This is a genomic window from Polaromonas sp. P1_F1, assembly GCF_056405795.1.
The window spans coordinates 581,885-606,993 of record NZ_JBFUBJ010000001.1 but is presented as its reverse complement, the minus strand read 5'-3'; the positions used below and the strand labels follow the sequence as shown (position 1 = coordinate 606,993).

Genomic DNA, 25,109 nt, shown 5'->3' with positions numbered 1-25,109 from the left:
TCAGGTTGGCATTGTGGCAAAAGAAGCCGCGGGCAAGGTCATAGACGGACTGGAGGGCGCGAATATGACAAAAAATTCGTTTCCTTCAATGCCGCTGCGCTGCACGCGCTGGTAGCCGATCAGGGCACCATAGCGTTCGCATAATTCACGGCAAATGTACAGGCCCAGCCCGCTGGAGCGGCTTTCAGAGGAGAAAAATGGTTCGAACAGGTGTGTCTGCACGGTTTGCTCCATGGGTTGGCCATCGCTCCATACGGACAGACGGGCCTGCCCGGGCGTAACGAGCTGGGTGGAGACTTCAATGGCCTGAGAAGATGTGCTGGCATAGCGCAGGGCGTTGTCCAGCAGATTGACCATGAGGCGGCGCAAATGCTCGGGCTCAAAGCACACAACGGCATTACCCGAATCTGCCGTGATCTTCATGCGTCGGGACGCTTCAGTCTGCCCCGCCCAGTCCGCGGTAATCTTGTGAGCGGTTTCGTCCAGCGCCAGGGTGGTGGTTTGTGGCGAGGGCAGGTGCGCCTGGGCACGTGAAATGTTCAATACCTCATCGACGATTCTGGCGAGACGTTGCGCATTTTGCCGGATCATGCCTGTGAGCTGGCGGTGCGGCTCGTCTTGCAGGTCTTCTTCCAGCAAGGCATTGGCTTGAGAGATCGCCGCCAGCGGATTCCTGATTTCGTGTGCCACTGCGGCCGACATGCGTCCCATGGCTGCCATCTTCTCGGTCCTCACGCGGGCTTCCATTTCACGCAGGTCTTCCAGGAACATTACACAAAGGCTTTCGTGGGTGCCATTTTTCGAGGCGGCAAGACGAGTGCGTACATGAAGCCGCCGGGTATTGCTGCCCGGGTATTCAAGGCTGATGTCCGCTTCCTGGGGGGTCTGCGTGCTGAACGTGCTGTGCATCAGTTCCGCCAGGGGCAACCAGGCCGCCTCCATGACGAGGATGAAAGGCGCGCTGCGAACTGAATCCCGGGCTCCCAGCAGGCGCCTGGATGCCGGATTGGCCGACCGGACGATGCCGTTGATGTCGACCACCAGCACGCCGTCGGCCAAGGTTTCAATGACCAGTTCGTTCACCTGCGTCTGCATGCGCGCGGCGGACTGGCTGCGTTTTGCCAGCTGTTCTTCACGGGCCAGCCGCAAGGCGAGGTGGTTCGCAAGCAGTGCGACCAGGAAAAAACCGGAACCGCTCAAGCCCGACTGGAGGAATCGGGCATTGAAGTCGCCCAATACCTGAAGTGAGCTCCACCAGGCGTCGGCCAGAAGCAGCAAGGTCACGCTGGCTGCGGTTCCGAAGGCCAGCAAAATCGGTCCAAGGATGGAGGCAAGGAGCACCGGCAGGGCAAACAGCGGCGTGTAGTTGATGCCGCTCGATTGCAGGAAATTGAGTGTGGAGAACGTGATGACGTCCACGCCGATGGTCAGTAACCACTGTGCGTCAAAGGTGCTTCGTGGTGGCCGCGGTTTGGCCCACAGGCGCACGGCCAGTGTGGCGCACAGATAGGCGATGCATACCGCAATCGACCAGCGGTTGGTGATGTTGCCCAGCGCGTAGATAACCGCCTGAAGGATGACGAGCACCGTGGCGATGGCAACGCGTGCCGTCATGAAGACACGCCACAAACGGCCGAAGGAGCCCAGTTCGGGCACGGTCTCCCACGCGCCTGATGCCTTGCCTCCCGTTTCAAACCAGTGGGATGGCGTGCTCATAGGGGCCTGCTAACACTATGTTTGCAAGATGCGTTGCGCTCAAAAAGGCCTTGAGCAAGGCGCAAAACGCAGGCGGGGTAGACCCCGTCAAGGCTTTGCAACGCCGCGCAAGGCCTTTTTGAGCGCAACCCGGAGGGAATGGGGCGAAAACGGCGCCACTCGGCGTTGCGCTCCTCACCCAGACTCCCGGTCTGGGATTCGTCGCGCGCCTTGATTGGCACCGTTTTCACCCCATTCGCATTTGTAAACATAGTGTTAGCAGGCCCTAGTCTCCTGCCTGGCGGCGATGCGCGTCACTGCAATAAATCCCCTTGCCGCCTGTCAGGGCGTCGGACTTCGGCAAATGCACGTGGCAGACATCGCATGCGATCATCTCCGCAACGGCCGTTTCGCGGCCCGATGCCTGGCGGGGGCGGGCAGCCGCCGCATCGTTTCTTTCCGCATCGCGGTTGTGGCGCCAGAGCCAGAAAACCACCAGCACGAATCCCATGACCAGAAGGTATTTCATGCCCGCCTCAGAATGACTTCAAGTACAAAGCGCGAACCGGCGTAGCCCAGCAGCAGCAGGCCGGAGCCCAGGTACAGCACACGGACGGCCTTGCGGCCACGCCATCCGAGGCGCGCCCGGCCGATCAGCAGGCCGGCAAACGTCAGCCAGGCCAGGACCGAAAACACGGTTTTATGGTTCCATTTCCAGGCCAGGCCGGGCCCGTAGAGTGTTTCGGCGAACAGCCAGCCTACAAATAGCGTGGCCGATAGCAATACAAAGCCGGCCTCCACGAAGCGGAAGGTGAGCCGCTCCAGCGTCAACAGCGGCACGCCCGCATCGGTTTGTGCGGCCAGCCGGATGGAGCGCTCGGAGCGCGTCATCAGCCAGCCGTGCACCACTGCGGCGGCAAACAGCCCATAAGACGCGATGCCCAGGGCCCAGTGCAACGGCAGCCAGGGGGACGCGATGGCGTGATAGGTGGTACCGGGGAAAATGACCGTCAGGATGACAGCTGCGCTGCCCAGCCCTGCCAACGCCCAGTGGGCCTGGAGTTGTGGAAACAGGCGGCTTTCGATGGCGTAAACGGTCAGCACCAGCCAGACCGTCATGGACAGCGCCGGTGCAAAGCCGAAACGCGGGGGCTCGCCCAGCAGGCCATCGGCCAGCGCCAGCGCGTGCAGCAGCCAGGCCGCCAGCAGCAGGCCGCGGATGGCGGCGGGGCCGAGGCGCGGGGAGGCTAGAGCCAATGCAGCGTAGGCGACGGCAGCACCGGCTGCCGCTGCAAGACCCCACCAGTCGCTCAAAGCTAAAATCATGGCTAGAGTTTAGCCTTTACTGCCTCTTTCCCCCCTTTCTGGCAGCCTTCCGCTGCAGCCTTTCTTTTCCACCTAACTGCGCCGCGTTCGTGGTGCCTTCCCATGGCCTCAGCTCTTACCGACAAGTTATCCCGTCTCGTCAAGGAAATGCGAGGCCAGGCCCGCATCACCGAATCCAACGTGCAGGACATGTTGCGCGAGGTACGCATGGCCTTGCTCGAGGCCGACGTTGCGCTGCCGGTGGTGCGCGACTTCATTGCCCGGGTCAAGGAAAAAGCGCTGGGCCAGGAAGTGATGGGTTCTCTCTCGCCGGGCCAGGCGCTGGTGGGTATTGTCAACAAGGAACTCGCCGCTACCATGGGCGAGGGGGTGAGCGATATCAACCTGGCAGCCCAGCCGCCGGCGGTCATCCTGATGGCCGGCCTGCAGGGCGCGGGTAAAACCACCACTACCGCCAAGCTGGCCAAGCACCTGATCGAAAAGCGCAAGAAAAAGGTGCTGACCGTTTCAGGCGACGTCTATCGCCCTGCCGCCATTGAACAGCTCAAGACGGTCACCAAACAGGCCGGCGCCGAATGGTTTCCCAGCACGCCTGACCAGAAGCCGGCCGACATCGCGCGAGCCGCCATTGACTACGCCCGCAAGCATTTCTTTGACGTGTTGCTGGTCGACACGGCTGGCCGCCTGGCCATCGATGAGGCCCTGATGGCCGAAATCAAGGAGCTGCATGCGATCCTGAACCCGGTTGAAACGCTTTTCGTGGTCGATGCGATGCAGGGCCAGGATGCGGTCAACACTGCCAAGGCCTTCAAGGAAGCCTTGCCGCTCACCGGCATCATCCTGACCAAGACCGACGGCGATTCACGCGGCGGTGCGGCGCTCAGCGTGCGCCAGATCACCGGCGCCCCCATCAAATTCTCCGGTACCAGCGAGAAAATCGACGGCCTGGAGGTGTTCGACGCCGAGCGACACGCCGGCCGCATCCTTGGCATGGGTGACATTCTTGCGCTGGTCGAGCAGGTGGCCGCCGGGGTGGACATGGCCTCTGCCCAGAAGCTCGCCGCCAAGATCAAGTCCGGCGACGGCTTTGACCTCAACGACTTCCTCAGCCAGTTGCAGCAAATGAAGAACATGGGGGGGCTTTCAAGCCTTCTGGAAAAGCTGCCCGCGCAAATGGCTGCCAAGGCCGGCCAGGTCGATATGGACAAAGCCGAGAAAGACATCAAGCGCAAGGAAGGCATCATCCAGAGCATGACGCCGCTGGAGCGCCGCAAGCCCGAACTCATCAAGGCCACCCGCAAGCGCCGCATTGCCGCCGGCTCCGGCGTGCATGTTCAGGAAGTCAACCGCCTGCTCAATGAGTTCGAGCAGATGCAGGGCATGATGAAAAAGATGAAGGGCAGCGGGATGATGAAAATGATGAAACGCATGGGTGGCATGAAAGGCATGCCCAAGTTTTGATCAATTCGCTGTTTAAGGGAAAAATGGCTGCAGCCCAATAAAGACGGGCGCAACCAGCTCCTGAATTAATAGCGTTTACCTGTCATGAAAAAAGCCGCTTCAAGCGGCTTTTTTCATGGGTTGCCCTGAAGTCAGGCTATTTTCAGGCCGCCTTCAGCCGTGGCTTGGCCAGCCGGCTTGCATGCAGCCAGGCGCGTCGCAGTACCGCCGGCGAACGGGTTTCTTCCGGGATCAGCAGGTAGTTCTGCGCACGCAGGGCCGTGCCCACGCCGACCTTGCTGGTGAGCACCGTCATCGGGATCGCCAGCAGCAGCGGCAGGCCGACCGGGATCAGCCAGATCAAAGCCCGTGCATCGATCACTGCAATGCCGACAGCCAGCAGCGCAATCACGCCGGACATAGGCGCCAGCTGCGCCAGCGCATGGCGCCAGGGCACAGCGGCCGCTTCGCGCGGGGGCGATTTCCATTCAAGCTTCAGGCCGGTGAGGGCCACCACCACAAACAGCGAATGCGCGAGCATGCGGATGGGGGCCTGCAACAGCGCGATCAGGGTTTCAAGCAAAGCGCTGCGCAGCAGGGCGACGGTGCCGCCATAGGATTGCTGCTGGCGGTTGACCAGCACGGCCACGATGCCCAGGATGCGCGGCAAAAACAGCATGCACAGCGTCCAGGCCCAAAGCGACATCAGCTCGCCGGGAAGCAGCGTCCAGTCGGCAATCATGGGCGAGCCGGACAGCCACAGCGCCGTACCCAGCGTGAGAAAGCACAGCCATAGCGGCGCCGACAGATACGCCATCGCGCCCGTGCCGAACATGGAGCGGTGTACCGGGTGAATGCCCGGCTCGGCGATCAGGCGCGAGTTTTGCAGGTTGCCCTGGCACCAGCGGCGATCGCGCTGCAGCTCGGCCAGCAAATCCGGCGGCTGCTGCTCGTAGCTGCCCACCAGGTCACCCACCAGCCAGACGTGGTAGCCGGCGCGGCGCATCAGCGCGGCCTCGACAAAATCGTGCGACATGATGCTGCCGGCCATGCCGCCCGTGCCCTTGATGTGCGCCAGCGCGCAATGCTTCATGAAGGGCTCAATACGGATGATGGCGTTGTGGCCCCAGTAGTGGGACTCGCCCATCTGCCAGAACTGCATCCCCAGCGTGAACAGACGCCCGGTCACGCGTGAGGCGAACTGCTGCGCCCGTGCGTGCAGCGTGACGTGGCCGATGGCCTGGGTTGCGGTCTGGATGATGCCGGCCCTGGGATTGGCTTCCATCAGCTTGACCATGGAAACCAGGCAGTCGCCGCTCATCACACTGTCGGCGTCCAGCACCACCATGTAGCGGTAATCCTTGCCCCAGCGGCGGCAGAAGTCGGCCACATTGCCGGCCTTGCGGTCGGTGCGGCGTTTGCGCAGGCGGTAATAGACCTCGATTTGCGGCTGGTCGGGGTATCCGGCCAGCTGGGTGCGCAGGTCTTCCCAGGCGGCGCGCTCGGCCTGGATGATGGCCGGGTTGCTGCTGTCCGACAGTACGAAGACATCAAAGCTCTGTACATGGCCGGTCATCGCGACCGACTCGCAGGTGGCGCGCAGGCCGGCGAACACGGTGCGTACGTCTTCATTGCAGATCGGCATGATGATCGCGGTGCGTGTGGACGCATCCAGCGGGTAGTGCTGAACCTTTTTCGCGGACAGCGCGTGTTTGTCACCAAAGATCGTGACATAAAAGCCCATCATCGCCGTCATGAAGCCGGTCACTACCCAGGCTGACAGAAGGGCAAACAGGCTGATCTGGCCGTACTGCAGCCAGGCATTGTCATAGTCGGGCTGCATGTCCGCAAAGATGCTGGTTGCCAGCACGGTGCTGATGACAGTCAGCAGCAGGAATACCGTGCGCCGGCGCCGGGCAGCCTGCTGCCAGCGCTCAAGCCGGGAGGCAGGCAGGCGATGGGATGGTGCCGGCGCGGCGGCCCGGAATATCGACAGCATGGGCAGCAGCAGCGCGGTGGCCATGCTGTTCCAGAAGCCACGCCAGGGCCGGGGCACCATGGAGCCGCGGTTCAGCGGTGGCGCCGTCACCGAATTGGGGTGGCGTTCCTCGCGCAGGGCGCTGCGTGCAGCGGATGGAATCAGAGTGTGATCAGGTTGGTCCATGTTTCGCTCACAGTGTGGTTGTCATGTTTGAGGAAGGCGCGCAGCTCAACAGGCTGGGCCGGGTTCAGCCGCAGCACGCGCAGCGTCATGCGCCATGCGCCGGTGGCGGGATTCTTGTAGGCCATGCTTTCGAGCACACGGCCATTGGCGTTGGCGCTAGAGATGGCTTCGACCCTGGCGTCCTCGGGCAGCGCGTCCAGCGCCGGGCCGGCAAAGTCGATGACGTACTGGACCTGGCCCGTGAGATCGGTTCCGGCCTTCGAGTACCCGGTGCCGCGGCGTGATTGCGTGACCCAGCTGTTGGGCGGTAGTTGCTGGTTCTTGCCCTGCCAGCTGATTTGCCAGGCGATGTCCAGCGACTGGCCAGGTGCTGGCATTTTTTCGGGTACCCAATAGGCCACCACGTTGTCATGGGTCTCGTCCGGCGTGGCAAATTGAAACAGCTCGACCCGGCCGGCGCCCCAGTCGCCCACGGGCGTGACCCAGGCGCTGGGCCGCGTCTCATAGCGGGCTTCGGTGTCTTCGTAGTTGGCAAAGGCGCGGTCGCGTTGCATCAGGCCAAAGCCCTTGAGCGACTTCATGGCGAAAGACGTCACCAGCGGGGAGGACGGATTTTGCAGGGGCCGCCAGAGCCATTCACCGTCACCCGTAGCCATCATCAGGCCATCGGAGTCGTGCACTTCGGGCCGGAAATCGCCGGGGCGGGGCTGGTTTTCGCCAAAGAAAAACATGCTGGTCAGGGGCGCGATGCCCAGCGAGGTCACGGGCGCGCTGTTGCCGGAGGTTGTGGCCGGGCGCATGAAGATGCGCGCCTGTACATTCGTGGTGGTTTGCTCGCCGGCCTGGATGTCGAACCGGTAGGCGCCTGTCATGCGCTCCGAATCCATCACAGCGAAGACGGTCAGCTGCTTGCTGTCGACTGCAGGTTTTTGAAGCCAGAAATCCGTGAAACGGGGAAACTCTTCCTTGGCTCCGCCCGCACCGCCTGCGGTGTCCACCGCCAGGCCGCGTGCCGAAAGGCCATAACGCTGGCCCGATCCCAGCGCCCGGAAGTAGGTGGCGCCGGTGAACACCACCAGCTCATCCTTGTAGGTGGGCGAGTTGAGGTTGCTGAAAAAGCGCGCGCCGCCGTGGCCCAGGTCACCCCAGGTCTCGGGTGACAGTTTGTTTTTTCCGAAATTGAATGTGGCGGGGTCGTAGGACAGGCGCTTCACGCCCGCTGTCGTGATTTCGTGAATGCGAACCGAATCACCGTGCCGGCCGACGTGGAAAAAATTCGCTTCAAAGGGAAGTTTGTCGGCGCGCCACAGCGTGCTGGCGGCGTTGAACCGGATGTCGCGGTAGTCGTCGTACGCCATCCTGGCGAGCTCGGTGGGCACCGCGTGGGACGCTTCGCGCCAGGGCGCTTGCGAGCGCTGGCGTGCGATAGCGGCCACATCGTCCAGATCGAAGGCACGCGCCTGGCCGGCCGCGAGCGTCAGTGCCGCAAGGCTCGCGCAGGCCGCGATACGGGCCTGCAGGGGAAAATTGAAGCGGCGCTTGGGGTCGCCGGAGGATGCCAAAAAAGGCAGGAAAAAAGCTGGCATGCCATGACTAGGGCAAACCCTGTGCCAGCTTCGAAAAATTGTTTTAAATCAACAAGTTGGGCGTGATACTTGATTTAACCAAATGTAATCCGGCTCAAAAGCGCCCAGAATCGCGGGTTTTGTCGCCGGTGAGCGACAACTTCCGCAGATGTCTCGATTAAATCGTTTTAAATCAAAGGCTTAAACCTGTCGCCAACCAGCGACGGCCCACGGCGGCACAGCGACAAACCCAGGTCGAACCGGAGCCCCTGGAACCTGTTTACGGTCTAAACCTTGAAGTGTCCCGGCGTGAGCCCGTGCTTTTGCATCAGGCGGTAAAACTCCGTGCGGTTCCGGTCGGCCAGTCGGGCCGCATCGGCCACGTTGCCGTCTGTCAATTTGAGCAGCCCGACCAGGTAATCCCGCTCGAAGTGTTGCCTGGCTTCCGCATAGGTGAGCACTTGCACGCTGGGTGAGCGCAAAGCCCGCTGCACCAACGCCAGCGGCACCAGCGGGGTGGTGGACAGGGCACAAACCTGCTCCACCACGTTGTAAAGCTGGCGCACGTTGCCTGGCCAGGCGGCCGTGGTCAGGGCCTTGAGGGCCTCGGGTGCGAAACCGCTCAGGCGCTTGTCGTACTTGGCCGCCAGTTTGAGGAGAAAGTGGTTGGCCAGCAACGGGATGTCTTCGCGGCGCTCCGACAGCGGGGGCAAGGTCAGCGTGACGACATTGAGCCGGTAATAAAGGTCGGCGCGGAACTGGCCCTCAGCCATGGCAGCGTCAAGGTCGCGATGCGTGGCCGAGATGATGCGCACATCCACCGGAATCGACTGGCTGGAGCCCAGCGGCCGCACCACCCGCTCCTGCAACACGCGCAGCAGCTTGACCTGGAGCGCGGGCGGCATGTCACCGATTTCATCGAGCAGCAAAGTGCCGCCGTCTGCAGCCTGGAAAAGGCCTTTGTGATTGGCCACCGCATCGGTGAAGGCGCCCTTGACGTGGCCAAACAGCTCGGATTCCAGCAAGGCCTCGGGGATGGCGCCACAGTTCACGGCAATAAAGGGCTTGCTGGCCCGTGCGCCTGCCTGGTGGATGGCTTGTGCGAGTAGTTCCTTGCCGGTGCCGCTTTCACCGCGCAGCAGCACGCTGGCGTCCGACTGCGCCACCATGCGCGCTTCAGCCAGGGCTTCGGCCATGCGGCTTGAGCGGCTGATGATCTGGTTCTGCCAGGCTTCGGGGCTGCCCTGTTTGGCCGGGTTGGCGGGGGCACTCAGCGCCAGCGCCTGGGCAATCTTGTCGAGCAGGCTTTTGCCGTCAAAGGGCTTGGTGAGATAGGTGAACACGCCGCGTTCGGTGGCTTCCACGGCATCAGGAATGGTGCCATGCGCGGTCAGCAAAATCACCGGCAGCGAAGGATGCTGCTGGCGTATGTCGTCGAACAGCGCCAGGCCGTCCCGGCCGGGAAGCCGCACATCGCTGAGTACCAGCTGCGGCCGTTCAATATGAAGCTGCGTCAGCGCCGCTTCGGCCGACGTGACCGCCGTGACGCGATAGCCCGCTGCAGTGAGCCGCATGGTGAGCAGGCGCAGCATGTCGGCGTCATCATCAACGACGAGCAGGTGGGGCGCTGTCAGGGCGGAGTCGCTCATGGCGCGGTGGGGCGGGCCCGGCTGGCAGGGGGGATGGGCGCCGAGGCTGTTGCCGCCGGCTGCCGGCTGGTGAGGCTGCGCTCAATGGCCTTCAGCGCCTCCAGCCGCTCGTTGGTCTGGTCCAGCCTGCGCTGCGCATCGCGCAGTTGCTGGCCTTGTTTGTCAAGCTGCTCTTCCAGGCGGCGCTGTTCGGCGTAGCGTGACGCCAGCAGCCTTGCCAGCGGATGCAGCGGCTGGGCATCGGCATTGCCCAATACGCGGGCCAGCAGCTCCTGCGCGCGTATCAGTTCGGGCAGCTGCCGCAGTTGGGCCAGCACCAGCGAGAGCTGGAGTTGGGCCTCGGGGCTGGCGGCGTCTCCGAGCCGCCCGGTTTCCTGGGTGAGCTCCGGCGGCTGCATGAGGCGCACGCGCTCGGCGTAAGCCAGCATGCGCAAGGTCATACCGCTCGCAAAAACGACGGATTCCGGGAGCGGCGCGGGCTGGCTGGTGCTGGCCCGCGCCGCTTCGGCGGCAGAGGCTGCGGCCCGGGCTGCCAGGACGGCTGCGGTGTCAGGGCCGCGCTCGTTGGCGGGGCCGCTGCTGCAGGCTGCCAGCAAGGCCGACGTCACCAGGGCCGGCAACAGGCCGCGCACGGAGAAGCGGGCCGCAGGCGGAGGAGGGGGAAAATCAGTACTTGGAAACATGAGGAAGCTCTATTCTGAAGTGTGCACCAGGTTGATCGGGCATCAGGACGATGCTTCCACCATGTGCGGCAATGTATTCGTGAACGATGGACAGACCGATACCGCTGCCCCGAACCACGTCGACCGGCTGGCGTTCACCGCGGTAAAAGGGCTCGAAAATCCGCTCGCGGTCGGCCTGCGCCACGCCGACGCCCTGATCGTGGATGTCGATGCGGACGAAACCCCGCAGCGGACTCAGTTCCAGCCGGATCTGCCCTTTGGGTGGTGAATAGCGGATGGCGTTGGACAGCAGGTTGGCCAGCGCAGTGCCGATTTTTTCGGGGTCGATTTCCATCACAACGGGCTCGCCGACGACGCTGACCGTCAGGTCCCGTGCGCGCCACTGCAGGCGCTGCGCGTACACCTGCTCCTCGAGGAGTTGCAACAGGTCGACATTCTGGCGGTTCAACTGGCGCGCCTCGAACGCGGCCGTATTAAAGCGCAGCAGGTCTTCAATCTGGCTTTGCAGCACGCCGGTGTTGTGCCTGAGGATTTGCGCTATTTCGCGCTGGTCATTGCTCAGCGTGCCGGCTACACCGTCTTCCAGCAGCGACACCCCTTCGCGCAGCGATGCCAGCGGTGTTTTGAGTTCGTGCGAAATATGGCGCAGGAAACGCGATTTATCGGCGTCCAGCTCCACCAGCCGCAGGCGCAGCCAATTCAGGCGCTGCCCCACCAGGGCCAGGTCGGCCGGCCCCTGGATGGTGATGACCTGGTCGAGCCGGTTTTCCCCCAGGCCCACGATGGCGTTCTCCAGGCGCCTGAGCGGCAACGTGAACCACACGCCGAATGCCAGCGCCATGGCGATGGCCAGCACGATGGCCCAGGTTACCTGCTGGGTCAGCCGCTGGCGGCTGGCCTCGAGCTTGCCCTCCAGCGACTTGTTGCGTTGCTGAATCGCCTGTTGCACCTGCACGGCGATGGCGGCGTTGACACTTTCCAGTTCGCGGAATTCTTGCGCCAGCTGGCGTTCCCGGTCCAGCGCGGTACCGGTCGGGCCGGTCAGCAGATCGCCGATGCTCTGCATGTGCGCGCGCCATTGCCGGGCTTTGGCCACCGGTACGTCTTCTCGCGCCAGACTGGTCAGGATACTCGCAGCTTCACGGGCCTCGTCACCGAAGCGCTCACGCAATACCCGGTCGTCGAGGACGACCGACTGGCGGGATGTACGCTCCATCGATACGCTGCGCTCGGCCAGGGACTGCGCCGCGCTGCTGAGTTCGAGGGCACGTGCGGCATTGCTGCGGCTTTGCAGCGAAAGGTCTTCCAGGGTAAACAGCGCCCGCAGCGAGGCGGCGCCCAGCAGGGCAGCAATCAGCAGGAAGGCGATCACCAGAAGTTGCCGGAACGAAAATCGTTGCAGCATGCGTGTCGAGTGCTTGAGCAACGCGCGGGCGGTCTCAGGCCGCCACGGCGACGTCCCGCGTCAGGACTTCGCCGCGCAGCGAACGCTGCGTGGCCTGGGTGATGGTGATGTCCAGCATCTGGCCGATGAGGCGCGGCTGGCCCTTGAAGTTGACCACGCGGTTGCACTCCGTGCGGCCCATGAGTTCGGTCGGATCCTTGCGCGAGGCGCCTTCCACCAGAATGCGCTGCACCGTGCCCTGGCGGCTGGCGCTGATGGCGCGCACGCTGTCGTCAATCGCGGCCTGCAAATGTTGCAGACGCTTGAGCTTGACCTCGTGCGGTGTGTCGTCCTGCAGCGCGGCGGCGGGGGTGCCGGGGCGTGGGCTGTAAATGAAGCTGAACGAGGTGTCGTAGCCGATCTCGTCGATCAGCTTCATCATCTTGCCGAAGTCGTCTTCGGTCTCGCCGGGGAAGCCCACGATGAAATCGCTGCTCATGGCCAGATCCGGGCGGATGGCGCGCAGCTTGCGGATGGTGCTCTTGTATTCCATGGCGGTGTAGCCGCGCTTCATCGCCATGAGGATGCGGTCGGAGCCGTGCTGAACCGGCAAATGCAGGTGGTTGACCAGTTTGGGCAGCTTGGCGTAGGCGTCGATCAGGCGCTGCGTGAACTCATTGGGGTGGCTGGTGACGTAGCGGATGCGCTCAATGCCCGGGATGTCGGACACGTATTCGAGCAAGGTTGCGAAGTCGGCGATCTCGGCCGTGCCACCCATGGGGCCACGGTAAGCGTTGACGTTTTGCCCGAGCAGCGTGACTTCCTTGACGCCCTGGTCGGCCAGGCCGGCGACTTCGACCAGCACGTCTTCGAAGGGCCGAGAGACCTCTTCGCCACGGGTGTAGGGCACCACGCAGTAGCTGCAGTACTTGGAGCAGCCTTCCATGATGCTCACGAAGGCGCTGGCGCCCTCGACGCGCGCCGGCGGCAGGTGGTCGAATTTTTCGATCTCGGGAAAGCTGATGTCGACCTGCGGCTTGCCCAGCCGGGTCCGGTCGGCCAGCAGCTGCGGCAGGCGGTGCAGGGTTTGCGGGCCGAAGACCACGTCGACATAAGGTGCGCGCTGGATGATGGCCGCGCCTTCCTGGCTGGCTACACAGCCGCCGACGCCGATCAGCACGCCTTTTTCTTTCAGGTGCTTGACGCGGCCCAGGTCGCTGAAGACTTTCTCCTGGGCTTTTTCGCGCACGGAGCAGGTATTGAACAGGATCAGGTCGGCCTGTTCCATGTCCTGGGTAGGCTCGTAGCCTTCGGCAGCATGGAGCACGTCGGACATCTTGTCCGAGTCGTACTCGTTCATTTGGCAGCCGAAGGTTTTAATGAAGACTTTTTTGCTCATGATGCTGGCTGATTTGCGGTTTGTCCGCGGGCTGATGGCGATTGCTATTAAATTAATAGCTGCTTGCGCCCATGTTTAAAGGGCGTCAGGCTGATTTCGCTTGAGGCTGTGGGCGTTACTGCTTGTAGGCAGGTAACTGGTCGTACGGCGTTTTGCCGTTGTCCACTGTCTTGGCAGGGGTGCCGCTGTTGAAATTGAACACCGTGTCGGTGCCGCCCGCCCGCTTTTCCTTGGCCTCTTCCGCGTTGAGGATCCAGACCTCATGGACCTCGCCGGTGTTGCTGCGCAGGTAGTTCACCACCAGCTTCTGGTTCAGGAGTGCGCCGGACAACACGAAATTGTTGTTGATGTCGCGTATGCGTGCGCCCACAGACAGCCTGTCCTGCTTGCCGTCCATGGAGATCACCGGCGGCGTCACCACCACCATTTCGCCGCGGACGGCCTTGGGAGGGAATTTCCGGATGTTGGGTTTGACAGCCTCGGCGGGATCGGTCTGGGCCAGGGCTGGCAGGCTCATCAGGCCGGCAGAAGCAGCCAGCATCATCAGGAGTGCGGCCAGGCGGGAAGTGCAGCGGTTCATGGTATGTGTCCAGAGGCTGTTAATAAATAGGAGAATAACAAAGAACAAAGCCTCAGGGGGAAGGACCCTCTGAGGCTTTGACGCATTCCTGGTGGTCGTAGGTGGACTTGAACCACCGACATCAGCATTATGAATGCTGCGCTCTAACCAACTGAGCTATACGACCGAACCCAAGATTATAACTATAAAAACACCCCCGTCCAGGCTCACTGCGTGTAGCCTGCTCCCCCCCTCAAGGGGGCGGCGCCTGGGGCCGGCGAAGCCGGACCCGCGGCCCCTACTGGTGGGGCTCACCTGTGTTTAAAAACCGGTTTTCGTTTGTTGACGAAGGCGTCCATGCCTTCTTTTTGGTCTTCGGTGGAAAACAGCGAATGGAACAGGCGCCTTTCGAACATCACGCCGTCGCTGAGGCCGCTTTCAAATGCCCGGTTGAGGGCTTCCTTGGCGGCCATGACGCTGGTCTGGCCGTAGCTGCAGATCATCAGCGCGGCGCCCAGGGCTTCGTCCATGAGCTTTTCCAGCGGCACCACACGGCTGACCAGGCCTGAACGCTCTGCCTCCTGGGCATCCATCATGCGGCCCGTCAGGGTCATGTCCATGGCTTTGGCCTTGCCCACGGCACGGGGCAGGCGCTGCGTGCCGCCAGCACCGGGAATGATGCCCAGCTTGATTTCAGGCTGGCCGAACTTTGCGTTGTCGGCAGCAATGATGAAGTCGCACATCATTGCGAGCTCGCAGCCGCCGCCCAGCGCAAAGCCGCTGACGGCAGCAATCACCGGCTTGCGGATGCTGCGGATTTGCTCCCAGTTGCGGGTGATGTAATCGTTGTTGTAAACGTCGGCAAAACTGTAGGTGGCCATGGCGCCGATGTCGGCGCCTGCGGCAAAGGCCTTTTCGCTGCCGGTCAGGATGATGCAGCCGACGGTGTCATCAGCATCAAACGCCTTGAGCGCCCGGCCCAGTTCGTCCATGAGCTGGTCGTTCAGGGCATTGAGTTGCTTGGGCCGGTTCAGCGTGACGATACCCACCTTGCGGCTGTCCGGGCCTTCGGTGCGGGTTTCAATGGTTTCGTAGGTCGTGGAAGACATGAAATAGGTCCTTTGGCTGAAAATGCGTCCGGCAATGATGCCACGGGCTCATGGCTGCCAATGGCTTGCCGCAATGCTAGATTCGGGAACAGGAGACTGCTGCCATGACTGCTTCCCACACCGGCTCCGCTGCCGATCCCACCGTTCTGTATGCCATCGATGGTGCTGTGGGCATCCTCACGCTGAACCGCCCCCAGGCCCTGAACAGCTTTACCCGGCAGATGCGTGAAGGCGCCACGCGCACGCTGCATCAGCAACTCGATGCGGAACGCGACATGCAGGCGGCCCTGGGACGCAGCCACGATTACATGGAAGGCGTGACGGCTTTTCTTGAAAAGCGTCCCGCGGTATTCAAGGGCGAATGACCTTCCGAAGAGGTGAGTCGCGCCAGGCCGGGTCAGGTTTTCTGGCCGAGCCACTGGTCCATCAGCGCGGCATCCCGCACCGCCAGGCGCCAGGTGGTCAGCGCGGGCGGCATGGGCAGCTCCAGCCGCAGCAGGCGTTTGTCGCGTGCGACCAGGGCAATGACTTTTTTGGCCGTGCCTGCGTAGTGCAGCAGGTCATCGAGCCGGTTCATGCGCCAACCGCCCTCCGGCTCCCGTGCGCCTGTGGCAATGTGCTCTACCGCCAGCCATTCATCTCCCGCCGCAAACCCGGCATGCTCGGCAACGCCGCCGCGCAGCACGGTCTTGACCTGCACCACGCCCTGGTTTTCGCTGGCGCGTAATCCCAGCCGCTGAGCCAGTTGCGCAGGTTCTTCGGCGACTGTCACGCCATGCTGTTCCAGCAAGGCCTTGAGCGGAAGTTCTTCGCGTCCGTGCACCCATTGGGCCAGCTCGGTGGCAAACGGGCGGTGTCCTGCGGCTGCAAGCTCCTCTGCAAAATCTGTCTCGCGCAGGGGGCCGGCTTTGCAGCGTTGCCAGAGTGCGCGCATCACGTTGTCCAGTGTCGCGCCCCCGGCAGCTCCGCCTTCTGCCCGAAGCGTCAGATCAAAACACAGCGCCACCAGCGCTCCCTTGGTGTAGTAGCTCACGGTGGCGTTGGGCGTATTTTCATCCTGCCGGTAATACTTCACCCAGGCATCGAAGCTCGCCTGGGCGACGGATTGAACCAGCCGGCCCGGGGTCTGCATGACCTGGTTGATGGTCTTGTTGAGCAGCTTGAGGTAGCCGGCGTTGTCCAGCAGGCCGGCGCGGCGCAGCAACAGGTCGTCGTAGTAACTGGTGAAGCCCTCGAAAAACCACAACAGCCCGGTGTAATTCTCGGCGCCGTAGTCGTAGTGTTCAAACTCCGCGGGACGCAGCCGCTTGACATTCCATGTATGGAAATATTCGTGGCTGATGAGGCCGCGCAGCGTGGTGTAGCCTTCTGCCGTGCGGGATTCACCCAGGCGCGGCAAGTCCTTCCGGTTGCAGATCAGTGCAGTCGAGTTGCGGTGCTCGAGTCCGCCGTAGCCTTCGTCCACCGCGTTCAGCATGAAGAGGTAACTCTTGAAGGGAGGCTTTTTCGCACCATGCCAGAAACGGATCTCCGTTTCGCAAATCTTCTGGGTGTCCGCCAGCAGCCTTGCGCCGTCGAAGCTCGGGGCCGCGCCCGCGACCACCATGCGGTGCGGCACGCCGCGCGCCGTAAAAGTACCGCTCCAGAAAGCGCCCATTTCCACGGGGCAGTCCACCAGTTCGTCGTAATCGGCCGCCAGGTAGGTACCAAACCCATGCTTGTTGACTGCCTGCGGCCTGAGCCCTGTGGCCAGTGACCAGCCCTTGGCGGCTTTCGGTGTGAGGATCTCCAGCACATGCGCGGCTTTTTCCTGGCCCTGCACTTTCAGGCACAGGCTGGTGCCGTTGAAAAAGCCGCGATGGGAATCCAGCCAGGCGCTGCGCACGGAGTTGTCGCAGGCATACACCTCATAGCGCAGCACCAGCGGTTTGGCAGGCGAGCACTGAATCTGCCAGGTGCATTTATCGAGCTGTTCGGCACGAAGCGGTGTTCGTACCGTTTGGCGAGCCTCCAGGTTCTGCAGGTTTTTGGAGAATTCCCGCACCAGGTAACTGCCGGGGATCCACACAGGCAGCGAGACCCTTTGCAAAGCGTCAGGCTGTGCGATCGTGAGGGTCACGCGAAAGAGGTGGGCGTGCAGAACGTCTGTTTCGACGCGGTAGTGAAGGGGGGAGGAAGTGTTTTTAGGGGTGCCTGGCATCTTGCGCAAAGAATACCCCACGTCTGCCGCCAGCTGCATGGGGGCGCCCGACGGATCAAGTCGATCGGGCTGTAAATGCTATCAAAAAAGGAGCTGCTCGCGCAGGTGGTGTGCGGGCTGGAGGTCGATTTTGTATCTAAACAGGGCCTTCTGGCCCATTTTCAGGGAGTTTTTGCACTGAGCAGCATTTTTTCGACTTCCTGGGCGCTGACCGCGCCTGGCGCGCGGGATCCGTCAGCAAAAATCAGGGTGGGCGTGCCGGTGATATTGTATTTTTGGCCAAACTCGCGGTTTCGCTTGATGGCCGAGATGTCGCATTCGGCAGCCGCAGGCACGGTGTTGCGCAGCATCCAGTCGTTCCATGACTTCGCCTTGTCCTTGGCACACCAGATGTGGCGCGACTTGGCGACGGAGTCCGGTCCGAGCACGGGGTACAGGAAGAGATAAACGGTGACGTTGTCGACGGTGGTCAGGTCCCGTTCGAAGTGTTTGCAGTAGCCGCAATTTGGGTCTTCAAACACCGCCAGCCTGCGTTTCCCCTCACCGCGAACAATCTTGAAAGCGTCCTTCAAAGGGAGTTTGTCGAAATCGACTGCACTGAGTTTCCCGATGCGTTCCTCGGTCAGGTTTTTTTTGTTTTTTACATCGAGAAGTTGACCCTGCAACAGGTAGTTACCTTGCTCGTCGGTATAGAAAATTTCGAAGCCAATACGTACCTCATAGAGGCCGCCCATCGGTGTTTTGGTGACTTCATCGATTTTTGCAAAAGCCGGAAATTTCTCTGACAGGTTTTTGCGGATGACGGCTTCCTGCGCAAAAACAGGAACCAGGCTGAACGCCGCCAGACTGAGCAGACCGATCAATTTCACTATTTTCATTTAAGTTCCAGTCTGTTTCTCAGTCATTCATAAACCCGCGGCTTGCCGCGTCAGCCAGGCCTTGAGCAAACCGCTTCGCTCAAACCCCTTCATGCCCCAATTGCGCAGGGCCTGCCAGCGCCCATCGGTTTGCGCAAAAATGCCATGCAAACCGTCGGTGACCGCGCCCATTGCCGCTACGTCGGCCTTGCGGGCCCTTTCGTAGCGCCGCAGCAGTTTTTCATCACCCAATCCGCGCCAATACTCACGCTGTGAAATCACCCCGGCCAGGCAAGCCGCATCGGCCAGGCCCAGGTTCAAGCCTTGACCGGCCAGCGGGTGCACCGTGTGCGCCGCATCGCCCGCCAAAGCCCAGCCGGGGCCGACCCAGTGCCCGGCGCTGGACAGGGAAAGCTGCCAGCTTGCCCGCTCGCTTGTCAGGCGCAGGTTACCGGTCTCTTCGCCGCACACGGCCTTGAGGGTGTTGCAAAATTCTTCCGCGGGCATTTTTTCGAGCAGGGCGGCCCGCTGTACAGGGACAGACCACACCAGCGCCGCCAAGTTCCCGTTGGCACCCGATAAAGGCAAAAGAGCCAGTATGTCGCCGTGGGTAAACCACTGGCGGGCAATGCCGCCATGGGGCTTGTCCAGCTCAAGCCGTGCTGCGACGGCCTTTTGCGGATAGGGCTTGATGGTCCAGTTGACCGGCCGGATCTGGGCGAACTCATCACGGCTGGCGCTTTTCTGGCCTTCGCAGATCACGTTGAGCGCGGCCTTGGCAGGCGCGTCCACCGTCTCGATTTGCGGCTGGTAGCGAACTGCCTGGCTCAATTGCTGCTCCAGCGCCGGGACATCCACAATCCAGGCCAGCGCTTCCTGGCCGACACTGCGCGCCGTGAAATCCAGCTTGCCGCCGTTGTCTCCCCAAACCTGCATTTCGACCACCGGCGTGGCAAAGGTCGTGTCGGGCCAGGCGCGCAGGGTTTCCAGCACGCTGCGAGACGCGCTGTTGAGGGCGTAAGCACGCACGTCGGGCATGGTGTGCATCCCCGGCGGCCTTTCAGGCCTGGTGACCAAAGCTACGCGCAGGCGCTCGCGCGCCAGCAGCAGGGCCAGTGTGCGGCCTACCACACCATCGCCGCGAATACAGACATCAAAGGTCTTGGACATGGCCCATTTTAGGAGGCAGGGCAAAATTGGTGCTTTGGGCAAACAATTACTGCGCGGTTTCTGGCCGTGCATCTGAACCTAAAGGCTTGAAAAGTGAGCGATCCATTGAACGAAACATTACCGGCCGACGCACCTACTGACCTCAGGGCCGTGATTTCGCGCCTTTATGTGTATCCGGTGAAATCCTGTGCCGGCGTGCAGGTGCAGGAAGCCCTGCTGACTGAAACCGGGCTGGAATTTGACCGTGCCTGGATGGTGGTGGACAGCAAGGGCGAATTCCTGACCCAGCGTGAATTGCCGCGCATGGCATTGATCAGGCCCCAGCTGAGGCACCACGACATGGTGCTGCGTGCGCCCGGCATGCTGGCCCTTCACATTGCGCTGGACCAAGTGGAAGAGCCCGTTCGCGTGCAGGTCTGGAAAGACGAAGTCCAGGCGTATGACATGGGTGCCATCGCGGCGCAATGGTTCACCGACTTCCTGGGCCAGGCTGCACGCCTGGTGCGGTTTGACCCCGAACACAAGCGGGTTTGCAGTCCGCAGTGGACCGGCGATGTGGAAGCGCTTAACCAGTTCAGCGACGGTTACCCGTTGCTGGTACTCAGCGAAGCCTCATTGGTGCATTTCAACGAAAAGCTGGTGGCTGCCGGCACCCCTGCGGTGGGCATGGAGCGCTTTCGTCCAAACATCGTGCTGGGCGATGCCGCTGGTGCCGACAGTCTGGCGCCGCACGATGAGGACCGCATTGAGGTGCTGCAGGTTGCCACGGCGCAAGGCGTGGTCCAGCTCAAGCCGGTCAAGCCCTGTCCGCGTTGCCCGATTCCGAATATCGATCCCGCGACGGCTGTCAGCAGCCCGGAAGTGGGCGACATGCTGCAAACCTATCGCCAGGATGCGCGGGTGAACGGCGCGCTGACGTTCGGCATGAATGCCATTGTGCTGGCGGGCATTGACCACCAGCTCAAGGTGGGCCAGCCGGTGGGTGCGAGTTATCAGTTTGAATGACTCTTGACCGCCCGCAGGGGCGGCGGGGCGTGGGCGGCCGTGGACGCAGGGAGCGCCTCTGGCGCCTGCGGACCGCTTGAGAGGCTGTCCAGCGTTGATTCGGCGTCCAGCGGCATGGGGTGTGTCAACTCCGGCTCGAGAAAGCGGATGGGGCGGCGGGTGCGAGCCGCCATGCTGTGCAGCAGGTCGGCCAGGGCCGTGGAAATTTCCTCGTGGCTGCCAAGGCGCTCGCTCAGCAGCACGCCCGCGACATGAAATTGCAGAACGACCTCCGGTTTCAGGCCCTTGAGCGGCATGAGGCCGGCCGCGATCAGGCGTGCCGCCAGGTCGGTGACTGGCGGGCGTGATTCAACGCCTTCAAGAATGAGGCCGAAGCGCGCCTCGTCGATGCGCCCCACGGTGTTGACATCGCGCAGAAGCCGGCGCAACTTGATCACGCTTCGCAGCAGGCTTTGCTCGGCCACCGCTGTGCCCCAGGTTTTCTTGATATACCGGTAGTTGACCAGCTCGATGTACACCACAGCCGCCGGCTCTTTGTGGCGCTGCGCCCGGCTGACCACCTGCTTGAAGCGGTCGTGGAAAAGATGTGCGGCGAGCAGGCCGGTGAGGGCGTCCTGGCTGGACATGGCCTGCTCGCGCGCTTCCACTGCGTGGCGCTCATGTGAGCGCGTGTTCAGCGCCACCAGCAGCAGGGGCACCTCAATGGTCAGCGCTGCCATCAGGCCGTAATGAGACAGCCACGACAGGGAAAACAGGCCCAGGATGCTGGTGACGGTGAGGAGCGTGACCAGCCCCAGCGGGGAAAAAGCCGCCAGTACCCAGAAACCCACGACATCGTGGCGTCGCCACGTCATGTAGGCCCGGCTTGTTCCCAGTGCAACAACGGCAACCAGGTAAGTCCCGAGGAGGCCTATGCCCAAGCCGCGCTCCAGCACGAGATAGGCCAGCGCCAGCGGCGCTCCGGCCATGCCTGTCCAGTAGGCCAGCCGCTCAAACCACTTGTGGCGTGAACCGGTGCCGCACAGGTGATGCACGACCAGCAGCGCCGAGCCGCCGCCCAGGATGGCGAGGAAGCCCTGCGCCATGTTGTTCCAGGTGCTGAAGTTGCCCCAGAGAAAATGGCCTGCCACTCCCGTCCACGCCGCTACGACGAGGGCCATGATGACGGCGTACACGGAATACCACCCATAGGCCCGGTCGCTGTAAACCCAGCTCTGGACAACGCAGGCAATGATCAACAGCACCAGTGCGCCGAATACCACGCCAATCGCGAGGTATTCCAGCTGAAGTCGCTGCGTCAGGTTGCCTCGCGTGCTGACCCGAACCGGAATGCTGACCTCCGTCTGGTGCTGTATGCGCACATACACGTCATGCACGCCGTTGTCCGGCAGGTTCAGGCGGAAATGCCCGTAACGGCCGGGTTCCGGCCAGCTGGAGACAGGCACGGTGTCCCCGGCAGTTTCGGCAATCCACCCTCCCGACGGTGCACGCTGGTACACCGTCGCCAGGTCCAGCAGGGGCAGGGGAAACTCAAGCAACCAGTCCTGGCGCGAGCCGGATGACCTGGCAAAACGGTAATGCAGCCAGAGCGCCGCGTGCGGGCCAAGCGAATGCACCGTATCGGCAACCGAGGAGACGAACAAGGCCCCTGGATGGCCGCCGGCCAATTGGTCGATGCCGGCCTGGCCGTCGCTGTCAATCCATGTCAAACTCGCCGCTGCCACGTCCAGGGTCGGCTTGGCGTCGTTTAAAGCCACGATGGGCTGGGCCTGCGCAGGATGCGCCAGAGCACCCAAAAAACCGGCCACCACAAAGATGGCGAATGCCTGCCACAAAGCGCTCCAACCCCGGCCGGGCGCGCATCGAATACACTTCTCAGCCTGTTTTTGAAGGTTTCTCATGAGTTTGAAGTGCGGCATTGTAGGCTTGCCTAACGTCGGTAAATCCACCCTTTTCAATGCGTTGACCAAAGCGGGGATCGCGGCTGAAAACTACCCCTTTTGCACCATTGAGCCCAATGTTGGCATCGTGGAAGTGCCCGACCCGAGGTTGGCGCAATTGGCTGAAATCGTCAAGCCTGAACGCATTGTTCCGGCGATCGTCGAGTTTGTGGACATTGCAGGCCTGGTGGCGGGCGCCAGTACGGGCGAGGGACTGGGCAACAAGTTCCTGGCCCATATCCGCGAAACCGACGCCACAGTCAATGTGGTGCGTTGCTTTGAAGATGACAACGTGATCCACGTTGCCGGCAAGGTGGACCCGATTTCCGACATCGAAGTCATCCAGACGGAGCTTTGTCTGGCCGACCTGGCAGCAGTTGAAAAAGCCCTGCACCGCGTGACCAAGACGGCCCGCTCGGGCGACAAGGAGTCTGTCAAGCTGGTTGCCATCCTGGAGAAATGCCAGGCCGCGCTCAATGAAGGCAAACCGGTGCGCACTGTGGACTTCAGCAAGGAGGAACTGCCGCTGCTCGGCCAGTTTTTCCTGATCACCGCCAAGCCGGCCATGTTTGTGGCCAACGTGGCCGAGGACGGTTTTGAGAACAACCCCTTCCTGGACCGCCTCAAGGCTTACGCGGCAGAGCAAAAGGCGCCGGTCGTGGCGATCTGCGCCAAGATGGAAGCCGAGATGGCCGACATGGAGGAAGAGGACAAAAAGATGTTCCTCGCGGAGATCGGCCAGGATGAGCCGGGGCTCAACCGCCTCATCCTGGCGGCATACAAGCTGCTGGGCCTGCAGACCTATTTCACCGCGGGCGTGAAGGAAGTGCGCGCCTGGACCATCCACGTGGGCGACACCGGTCCGCAAGCCGCGGGCGTCATTCACACCGATTTTGAAAAGGGCTACATCCGCGCCCAGACGATTGCGTTTGCCGATTTCATCGCCTACAAAGGCGAGCAGGGCGCCAAAGATGCCGGCAAGATGCGCAGTGAAGGCAAGGAATACGTCGTCAAGGATGGCGACGTGATGAACTTCCTGTTCAGCAGCTGAGTTGCCAGGGCCCCCGGGTAACCTGGGGCCGATTTACTGCGAGGCCTGGACATCACGGTGGCGGCATCATGGAAGAAGTCGCGCCACAATACCTCACGAACGATCCGCACCATCGGGTGGCGGCCCCGTTACCGGCTTGCCAGAGCAGGCCATCCCCCCCGAAACCCTCGCTTTGAGAAAGAAAGAGAACACCATGTCCATCCAGCGCATCGAAACCGGCCCACGCATGTCCCAGGCCGTTATCCATAACAAAACCGTTTACCTGGCAGGCCAGGTGGCCGGCAACGACGCCGGCTCCGGCGTATACGAACAGACCCTCAGCATCCTGGCCAATATTGACCGCCTGTTGGCAGCAGCCGGCAGCGACAAGTCGCTTCTGCTCAGCGCCACCATCTGGTTGACCGATATGGACAGCTTCGGTGAAATGAACCGTGCCTGGGAAACCTGGGTGGTGCCCGGCGCCACGCCCGCACGTGCCACGGTCATGAGCCCGCGCCTGGCGGCGCCGCAGTACCACGTGGAAATCGGTGTGGTGGCGGCCCAAGGCTGATTTCTCATCCACGCTTGACCCGCCATAAAGGCCACGCCGCGATGACAGAACCCGTTCGCCTTGCCAAACGCCTGGCTGAAATGCTGTCCTGTTCACGCCGCGAAGCCGAGCAGTACATCGAAGGCGGCTGGGTCACTGTTGACGGGGTGACTGTCGAAGAGCCCCAGTTCCGGGTGTCGGGCCAGGCCATCGTGCTTGACAAGGATGCGAGCCTGCTGGCGATGACACCGGTGACTTTGCTGCTGCACAAGCCGGCTGGCCAGGACGCGAGTTCCGATGGCGGCGCGGCGCAGGTGGCCCGGTTGCTGTCGGCCTCCACACAATCGCCTGACGACCGCTCTGGCATCCGGCCGCTCAAGAAGCATTTCTCCACGGTGGAACTGGTGACGCCGCTGGCAACACCTGCCAGCGGATTGGTCGTGCTGACGCAGGACTGGCGCGTGGTGCGCAAGCTGCGTGAAGATGCCCGCGTGATGGAACACGAAGTGATCGTCGATGTCAGCGGTGACATCAAACCCGGCGGGCTGGACCGGCTGAACCGGGTGGACCACGGGTTTACCTTCAAGGGTGTTTTGTTGCCGCCGGCCAAGGTGAGCTGGCAAAGTGAAAAGCGCTTGCGCTTTGCCCTCAAGGGTGAAGTCCCGGGGCAGATTGCCTACATGTGCGAGAGCGTCGGCCTGCAGGTGCTAGGCATGAAACGGCTGCGTATCGGCCGTGTGGCGATGAGCCAGCTGCAACCCGGTCAGTGGCGCTACCTGCTGCCACACGAACGCTTCTGATCCTTCTTCTGATTCTTCTTCTGGTGCCTATCCGGTCACCACGCCGGGAAAGGCCCAGATCAGGCTGCCGGTCATCAAAAAGTAGCGCAAAAATTTACCGACCGCCATGTAAGCCAGGCAGGGCCAGAACGGAAACTTGAGCCAACCCGCGACCGCGCACAGCGGGTCTCCGACCACCGGCAACCAGGCCAGCAGGCAGGCCTTGGGGCCGAGTTTCTCCAGCCATCGGACCGCACGGCCGTGATGCGATGAATGCTGGTATTTGTCCACCACCTTGTGGGCGCCGTAACCCATCCACCAGTCGAGCGCACCGCCCAGCGTGTTGCCCGCAGTTGCTACCAGCACAGCGGGCCAGAACATGGCGGGGTTGAGCTTGACCAGGCCGAAGACCACCGGCTCCGAGCCCAGCGGCAACAGCGTGGCCGAGATGAAGGAAACCACAAACACCGTGCTCAAGCCGTATTCGGGCAGGGCCAAAAGTTCTATCAGGCGGTGAATCCAAGCTTCCATATATCTATTTGAGTATAGGCATGACGGGCCAGCCACCCTGTCAGGAAGACGCTTACAACTCCGTGTGCAAATTT

22 protein-coding genes and 1 tRNA gene are annotated in these 25,109 nt (G+C 62.3%); 6 read left to right on the top strand and 17 right to left on the bottom strand.

What is annotated here, in order from left to right; all coding sequences use genetic code 11:
- The 3 genes from AC1DZE_RS02970 to AC1DZE_RS02960 form a co-directional block, all read right to left on the bottom strand.
- Positions 1–1,716: a two-component system sensor histidine kinase NtrB gene (locus AC1DZE_RS02970; RefSeq protein ID WP_477668366.1), complete on the bottom strand. Its 1,716-nt coding sequence runs from the start codon at positions 1,714–1,716 to the stop codon at positions 1–3.
- 265 nt (positions 1,717–1,981) lie between these two features.
- Complete coding sequence (locus AC1DZE_RS02965; protein ID WP_477672740.1) at positions 1,982–2,224, bottom strand: PP0621 family protein; 243 nt, start codon at positions 2,222–2,224, stop codon at positions 1,982–1,984.
- Entirely contained in the window at positions 2,221–3,021 is an 801-nt protein-coding gene (locus tag AC1DZE_RS02960) for a cytochrome C assembly family protein (RefSeq protein WP_477668364.1), read from the bottom strand. The genes AC1DZE_RS02965 and AC1DZE_RS02960 overlap by 4 nt, the downstream gene beginning before the upstream one ends.
- Positions 3,022–3,123: 102 nt before the next feature.
- On the opposite strand from AC1DZE_RS02960, the gene ffh reads away from it, so the two are divergent.
- Positions 3,124–4,482, top strand: a complete 1,359-nt coding sequence (gene ffh, locus AC1DZE_RS02955; RefSeq protein WP_457281060.1) for a signal recognition particle protein — start codon at positions 3,124–3,126, stop codon at positions 4,480–4,482.
- 142 nt (positions 4,483–4,624) lie between these two features.
- Here the strand turns inward: ffh and mdoH are convergent, their stop codons facing one another.
- From mdoH to AC1DZE_RS02910, 9 genes are all read right to left on the bottom strand, one after another.
- Positions 4,625–6,625 (bottom strand): glucans biosynthesis glucosyltransferase MdoH, encoded by a 2,001-nt coding sequence (gene mdoH, locus AC1DZE_RS02950; protein WP_477699759.1) that lies wholly within the window; start codon positions 6,623–6,625, stop codon positions 4,625–4,627.
- Positions 6,601–8,211: a glucan biosynthesis protein G gene (locus AC1DZE_RS02945; protein WP_477672737.1), complete on the bottom strand. Its 1,611-nt coding sequence runs from the start codon at positions 8,209–8,211 to the stop codon at positions 6,601–6,603. Before AC1DZE_RS02945 ends, mdoH begins: the two co-directional genes overlap by 25 nt.
- 266 nt (positions 8,212–8,477) lie before the next feature.
- Positions 8,478–9,839, bottom strand: a complete 1,362-nt coding sequence (locus AC1DZE_RS02940; protein WP_457281057.1) for a sigma 54-interacting transcriptional regulator — start codon at positions 9,837–9,839, stop codon at positions 8,478–8,480.
- Complete coding sequence (locus AC1DZE_RS02935) at positions 9,836–10,522, bottom strand: hypothetical protein (protein WP_477699758.1); 687 nt, start codon at positions 10,520–10,522, stop codon at positions 9,836–9,838. The genes AC1DZE_RS02940 and AC1DZE_RS02935 overlap by 4 nt, the downstream gene beginning before the upstream one ends.
- The gene (locus AC1DZE_RS02930) at positions 10,506–11,927 is read right to left on the bottom strand and encodes a sensor histidine kinase (RefSeq protein ID WP_477668359.1); all 1,422 of its coding nucleotides are present in this window, start codon (positions 11,925–11,927) and stop codon (positions 10,506–10,508) included. The genes AC1DZE_RS02935 and AC1DZE_RS02930 overlap by 17 nt, the downstream gene beginning before the upstream one ends.
- Before the next feature lie 34 nt (positions 11,928–11,961).
- Positions 11,962–13,305 carry a tRNA (N6-isopentenyl adenosine(37)-C2)-methylthiotransferase MiaB gene (gene miaB, locus AC1DZE_RS02925; RefSeq protein WP_477699757.1) on the bottom strand — a complete coding sequence of 448 codons (1,344 nt, stop codon included), beginning with the start codon at positions 13,303–13,305 and terminating at the stop codon, positions 11,962–11,964.
- Between the two features lie 115 nt (positions 13,306–13,420).
- Entirely contained in the window at positions 13,421–13,885 is a 465-nt protein-coding gene (locus AC1DZE_RS02920) for a hypothetical protein (RefSeq protein WP_477668357.1), read from the bottom strand.
- Between the two features lie 89 nt (positions 13,886–13,974).
- A tRNA-Met gene (locus AC1DZE_RS02915) sits at positions 13,975–14,051 on the bottom strand.
- A gap of 124 nt (positions 14,052–14,175) precedes the next feature.
- Positions 14,176–14,973 (bottom strand): enoyl-CoA hydratase, encoded by a 798-nt coding sequence (locus AC1DZE_RS02910; protein ID WP_477674522.1) that lies wholly within the window; start codon positions 14,971–14,973, stop codon positions 14,176–14,178.
- 104 nt (positions 14,974–15,077) lie between these two features.
- Here AC1DZE_RS02910 and AC1DZE_RS02905 point away from each other — a divergent pair, with 104 nt between their 5' ends.
- The gene (locus AC1DZE_RS02905) at positions 15,078–15,338 is read left to right on the top strand and encodes an enoyl-CoA hydratase-related protein (RefSeq protein ID WP_477674523.1); all 261 of its coding nucleotides are present in this window, start codon (positions 15,078–15,080) and stop codon (positions 15,336–15,338) included.
- A gap of 32 nt (positions 15,339–15,370) precedes the next feature.
- Here AC1DZE_RS02905 and AC1DZE_RS02900 read toward each other — a convergent pair whose 3' ends face one another.
- The 3 genes from AC1DZE_RS02900 to AC1DZE_RS02890 all read right to left on the bottom strand — a co-directional run bounded on the left by AC1DZE_RS02900 (position 15,371) and on the right by AC1DZE_RS02890 (position 19,200).
- Positions 15,371–17,173 (bottom strand): M61 family metallopeptidase, encoded by a 1,803-nt coding sequence (locus AC1DZE_RS02900; protein ID WP_477699872.1) that lies wholly within the window; start codon positions 17,171–17,173, stop codon positions 15,371–15,373.
- Positions 17,174–17,334: 161 nt separating this feature from the next.
- Complete coding sequence (locus AC1DZE_RS02895) at positions 17,335–18,051, bottom strand: DsbC family protein (RefSeq protein ID WP_477668354.1); 717 nt, start codon at positions 18,049–18,051, stop codon at positions 17,335–17,337.
- A 27-nt stretch (positions 18,052–18,078) separates the two neighbouring features.
- Positions 18,079–19,200, bottom strand: coding sequence for an FAD-dependent monooxygenase (locus AC1DZE_RS02890; protein ID WP_477673236.1), 1,122 nt, complete (start codon positions 19,198–19,200; stop codon positions 18,079–18,081).
- A gap of 105 nt (positions 19,201–19,305) precedes the next feature.
- On the opposite strand from AC1DZE_RS02890, the gene AC1DZE_RS02885 reads away from it, so the two are divergent.
- On the top strand, positions 19,306–20,205 hold the full coding sequence (locus tag AC1DZE_RS02885) for an MOSC domain-containing protein (RefSeq protein ID WP_477699756.1): 900 nt from the start codon (positions 19,306–19,308) through the stop codon (positions 20,203–20,205).
- Here AC1DZE_RS02885 and AC1DZE_RS02880 read toward each other — a convergent pair.
- Positions 20,193–22,040: a sensor domain-containing diguanylate cyclase gene (locus tag AC1DZE_RS02880; protein WP_477668351.1), complete on the bottom strand. Its 1,848-nt coding sequence runs from the start codon at positions 22,038–22,040 to the stop codon at positions 20,193–20,195. The genes AC1DZE_RS02885 and AC1DZE_RS02880 overlap by 13 nt on opposite strands.
- A 64-nt stretch (positions 22,041–22,104) precedes the next feature.
- On the opposite strand from AC1DZE_RS02880, the gene ychF reads away from it, so the two are divergent.
- The 3 genes from ychF (at position 22,105) to AC1DZE_RS02865 (ending at position 24,525) form a co-directional block, all read left to right on the top strand.
- Positions 22,105–23,196, top strand: a complete 1,092-nt coding sequence (ychF, locus tag AC1DZE_RS02875) for a redox-regulated ATPase YchF (RefSeq protein WP_457281046.1) — start codon at positions 22,105–22,107, stop codon at positions 23,194–23,196.
- Between the two features lie 193 nt (positions 23,197–23,389).
- On the top strand, positions 23,390–23,746 hold the full coding sequence (locus AC1DZE_RS02870) for a RidA family protein (RefSeq protein ID WP_457281045.1): 357 nt from the start codon (positions 23,390–23,392) through the stop codon (positions 23,744–23,746).
- A 41-nt stretch (positions 23,747–23,787) separates the two neighbouring features.
- Entirely contained in the window at positions 23,788–24,525 is a 738-nt protein-coding gene (locus AC1DZE_RS02865; protein ID WP_477699755.1) for an rRNA pseudouridine synthase, read from the top strand.
- 27 nt (positions 24,526–24,552) lie between these two features.
- On the opposite strand, the gene AC1DZE_RS02860 is transcribed toward AC1DZE_RS02865, so the two are convergent.
- Positions 24,553–25,035, bottom strand: coding sequence for a YqaA family protein (locus AC1DZE_RS02860; RefSeq protein ID WP_457281043.1), 483 nt, complete (start codon positions 25,033–25,035; stop codon positions 24,553–24,555).
- Positions 25,036–25,109: the final 74 nt, after the last annotated feature.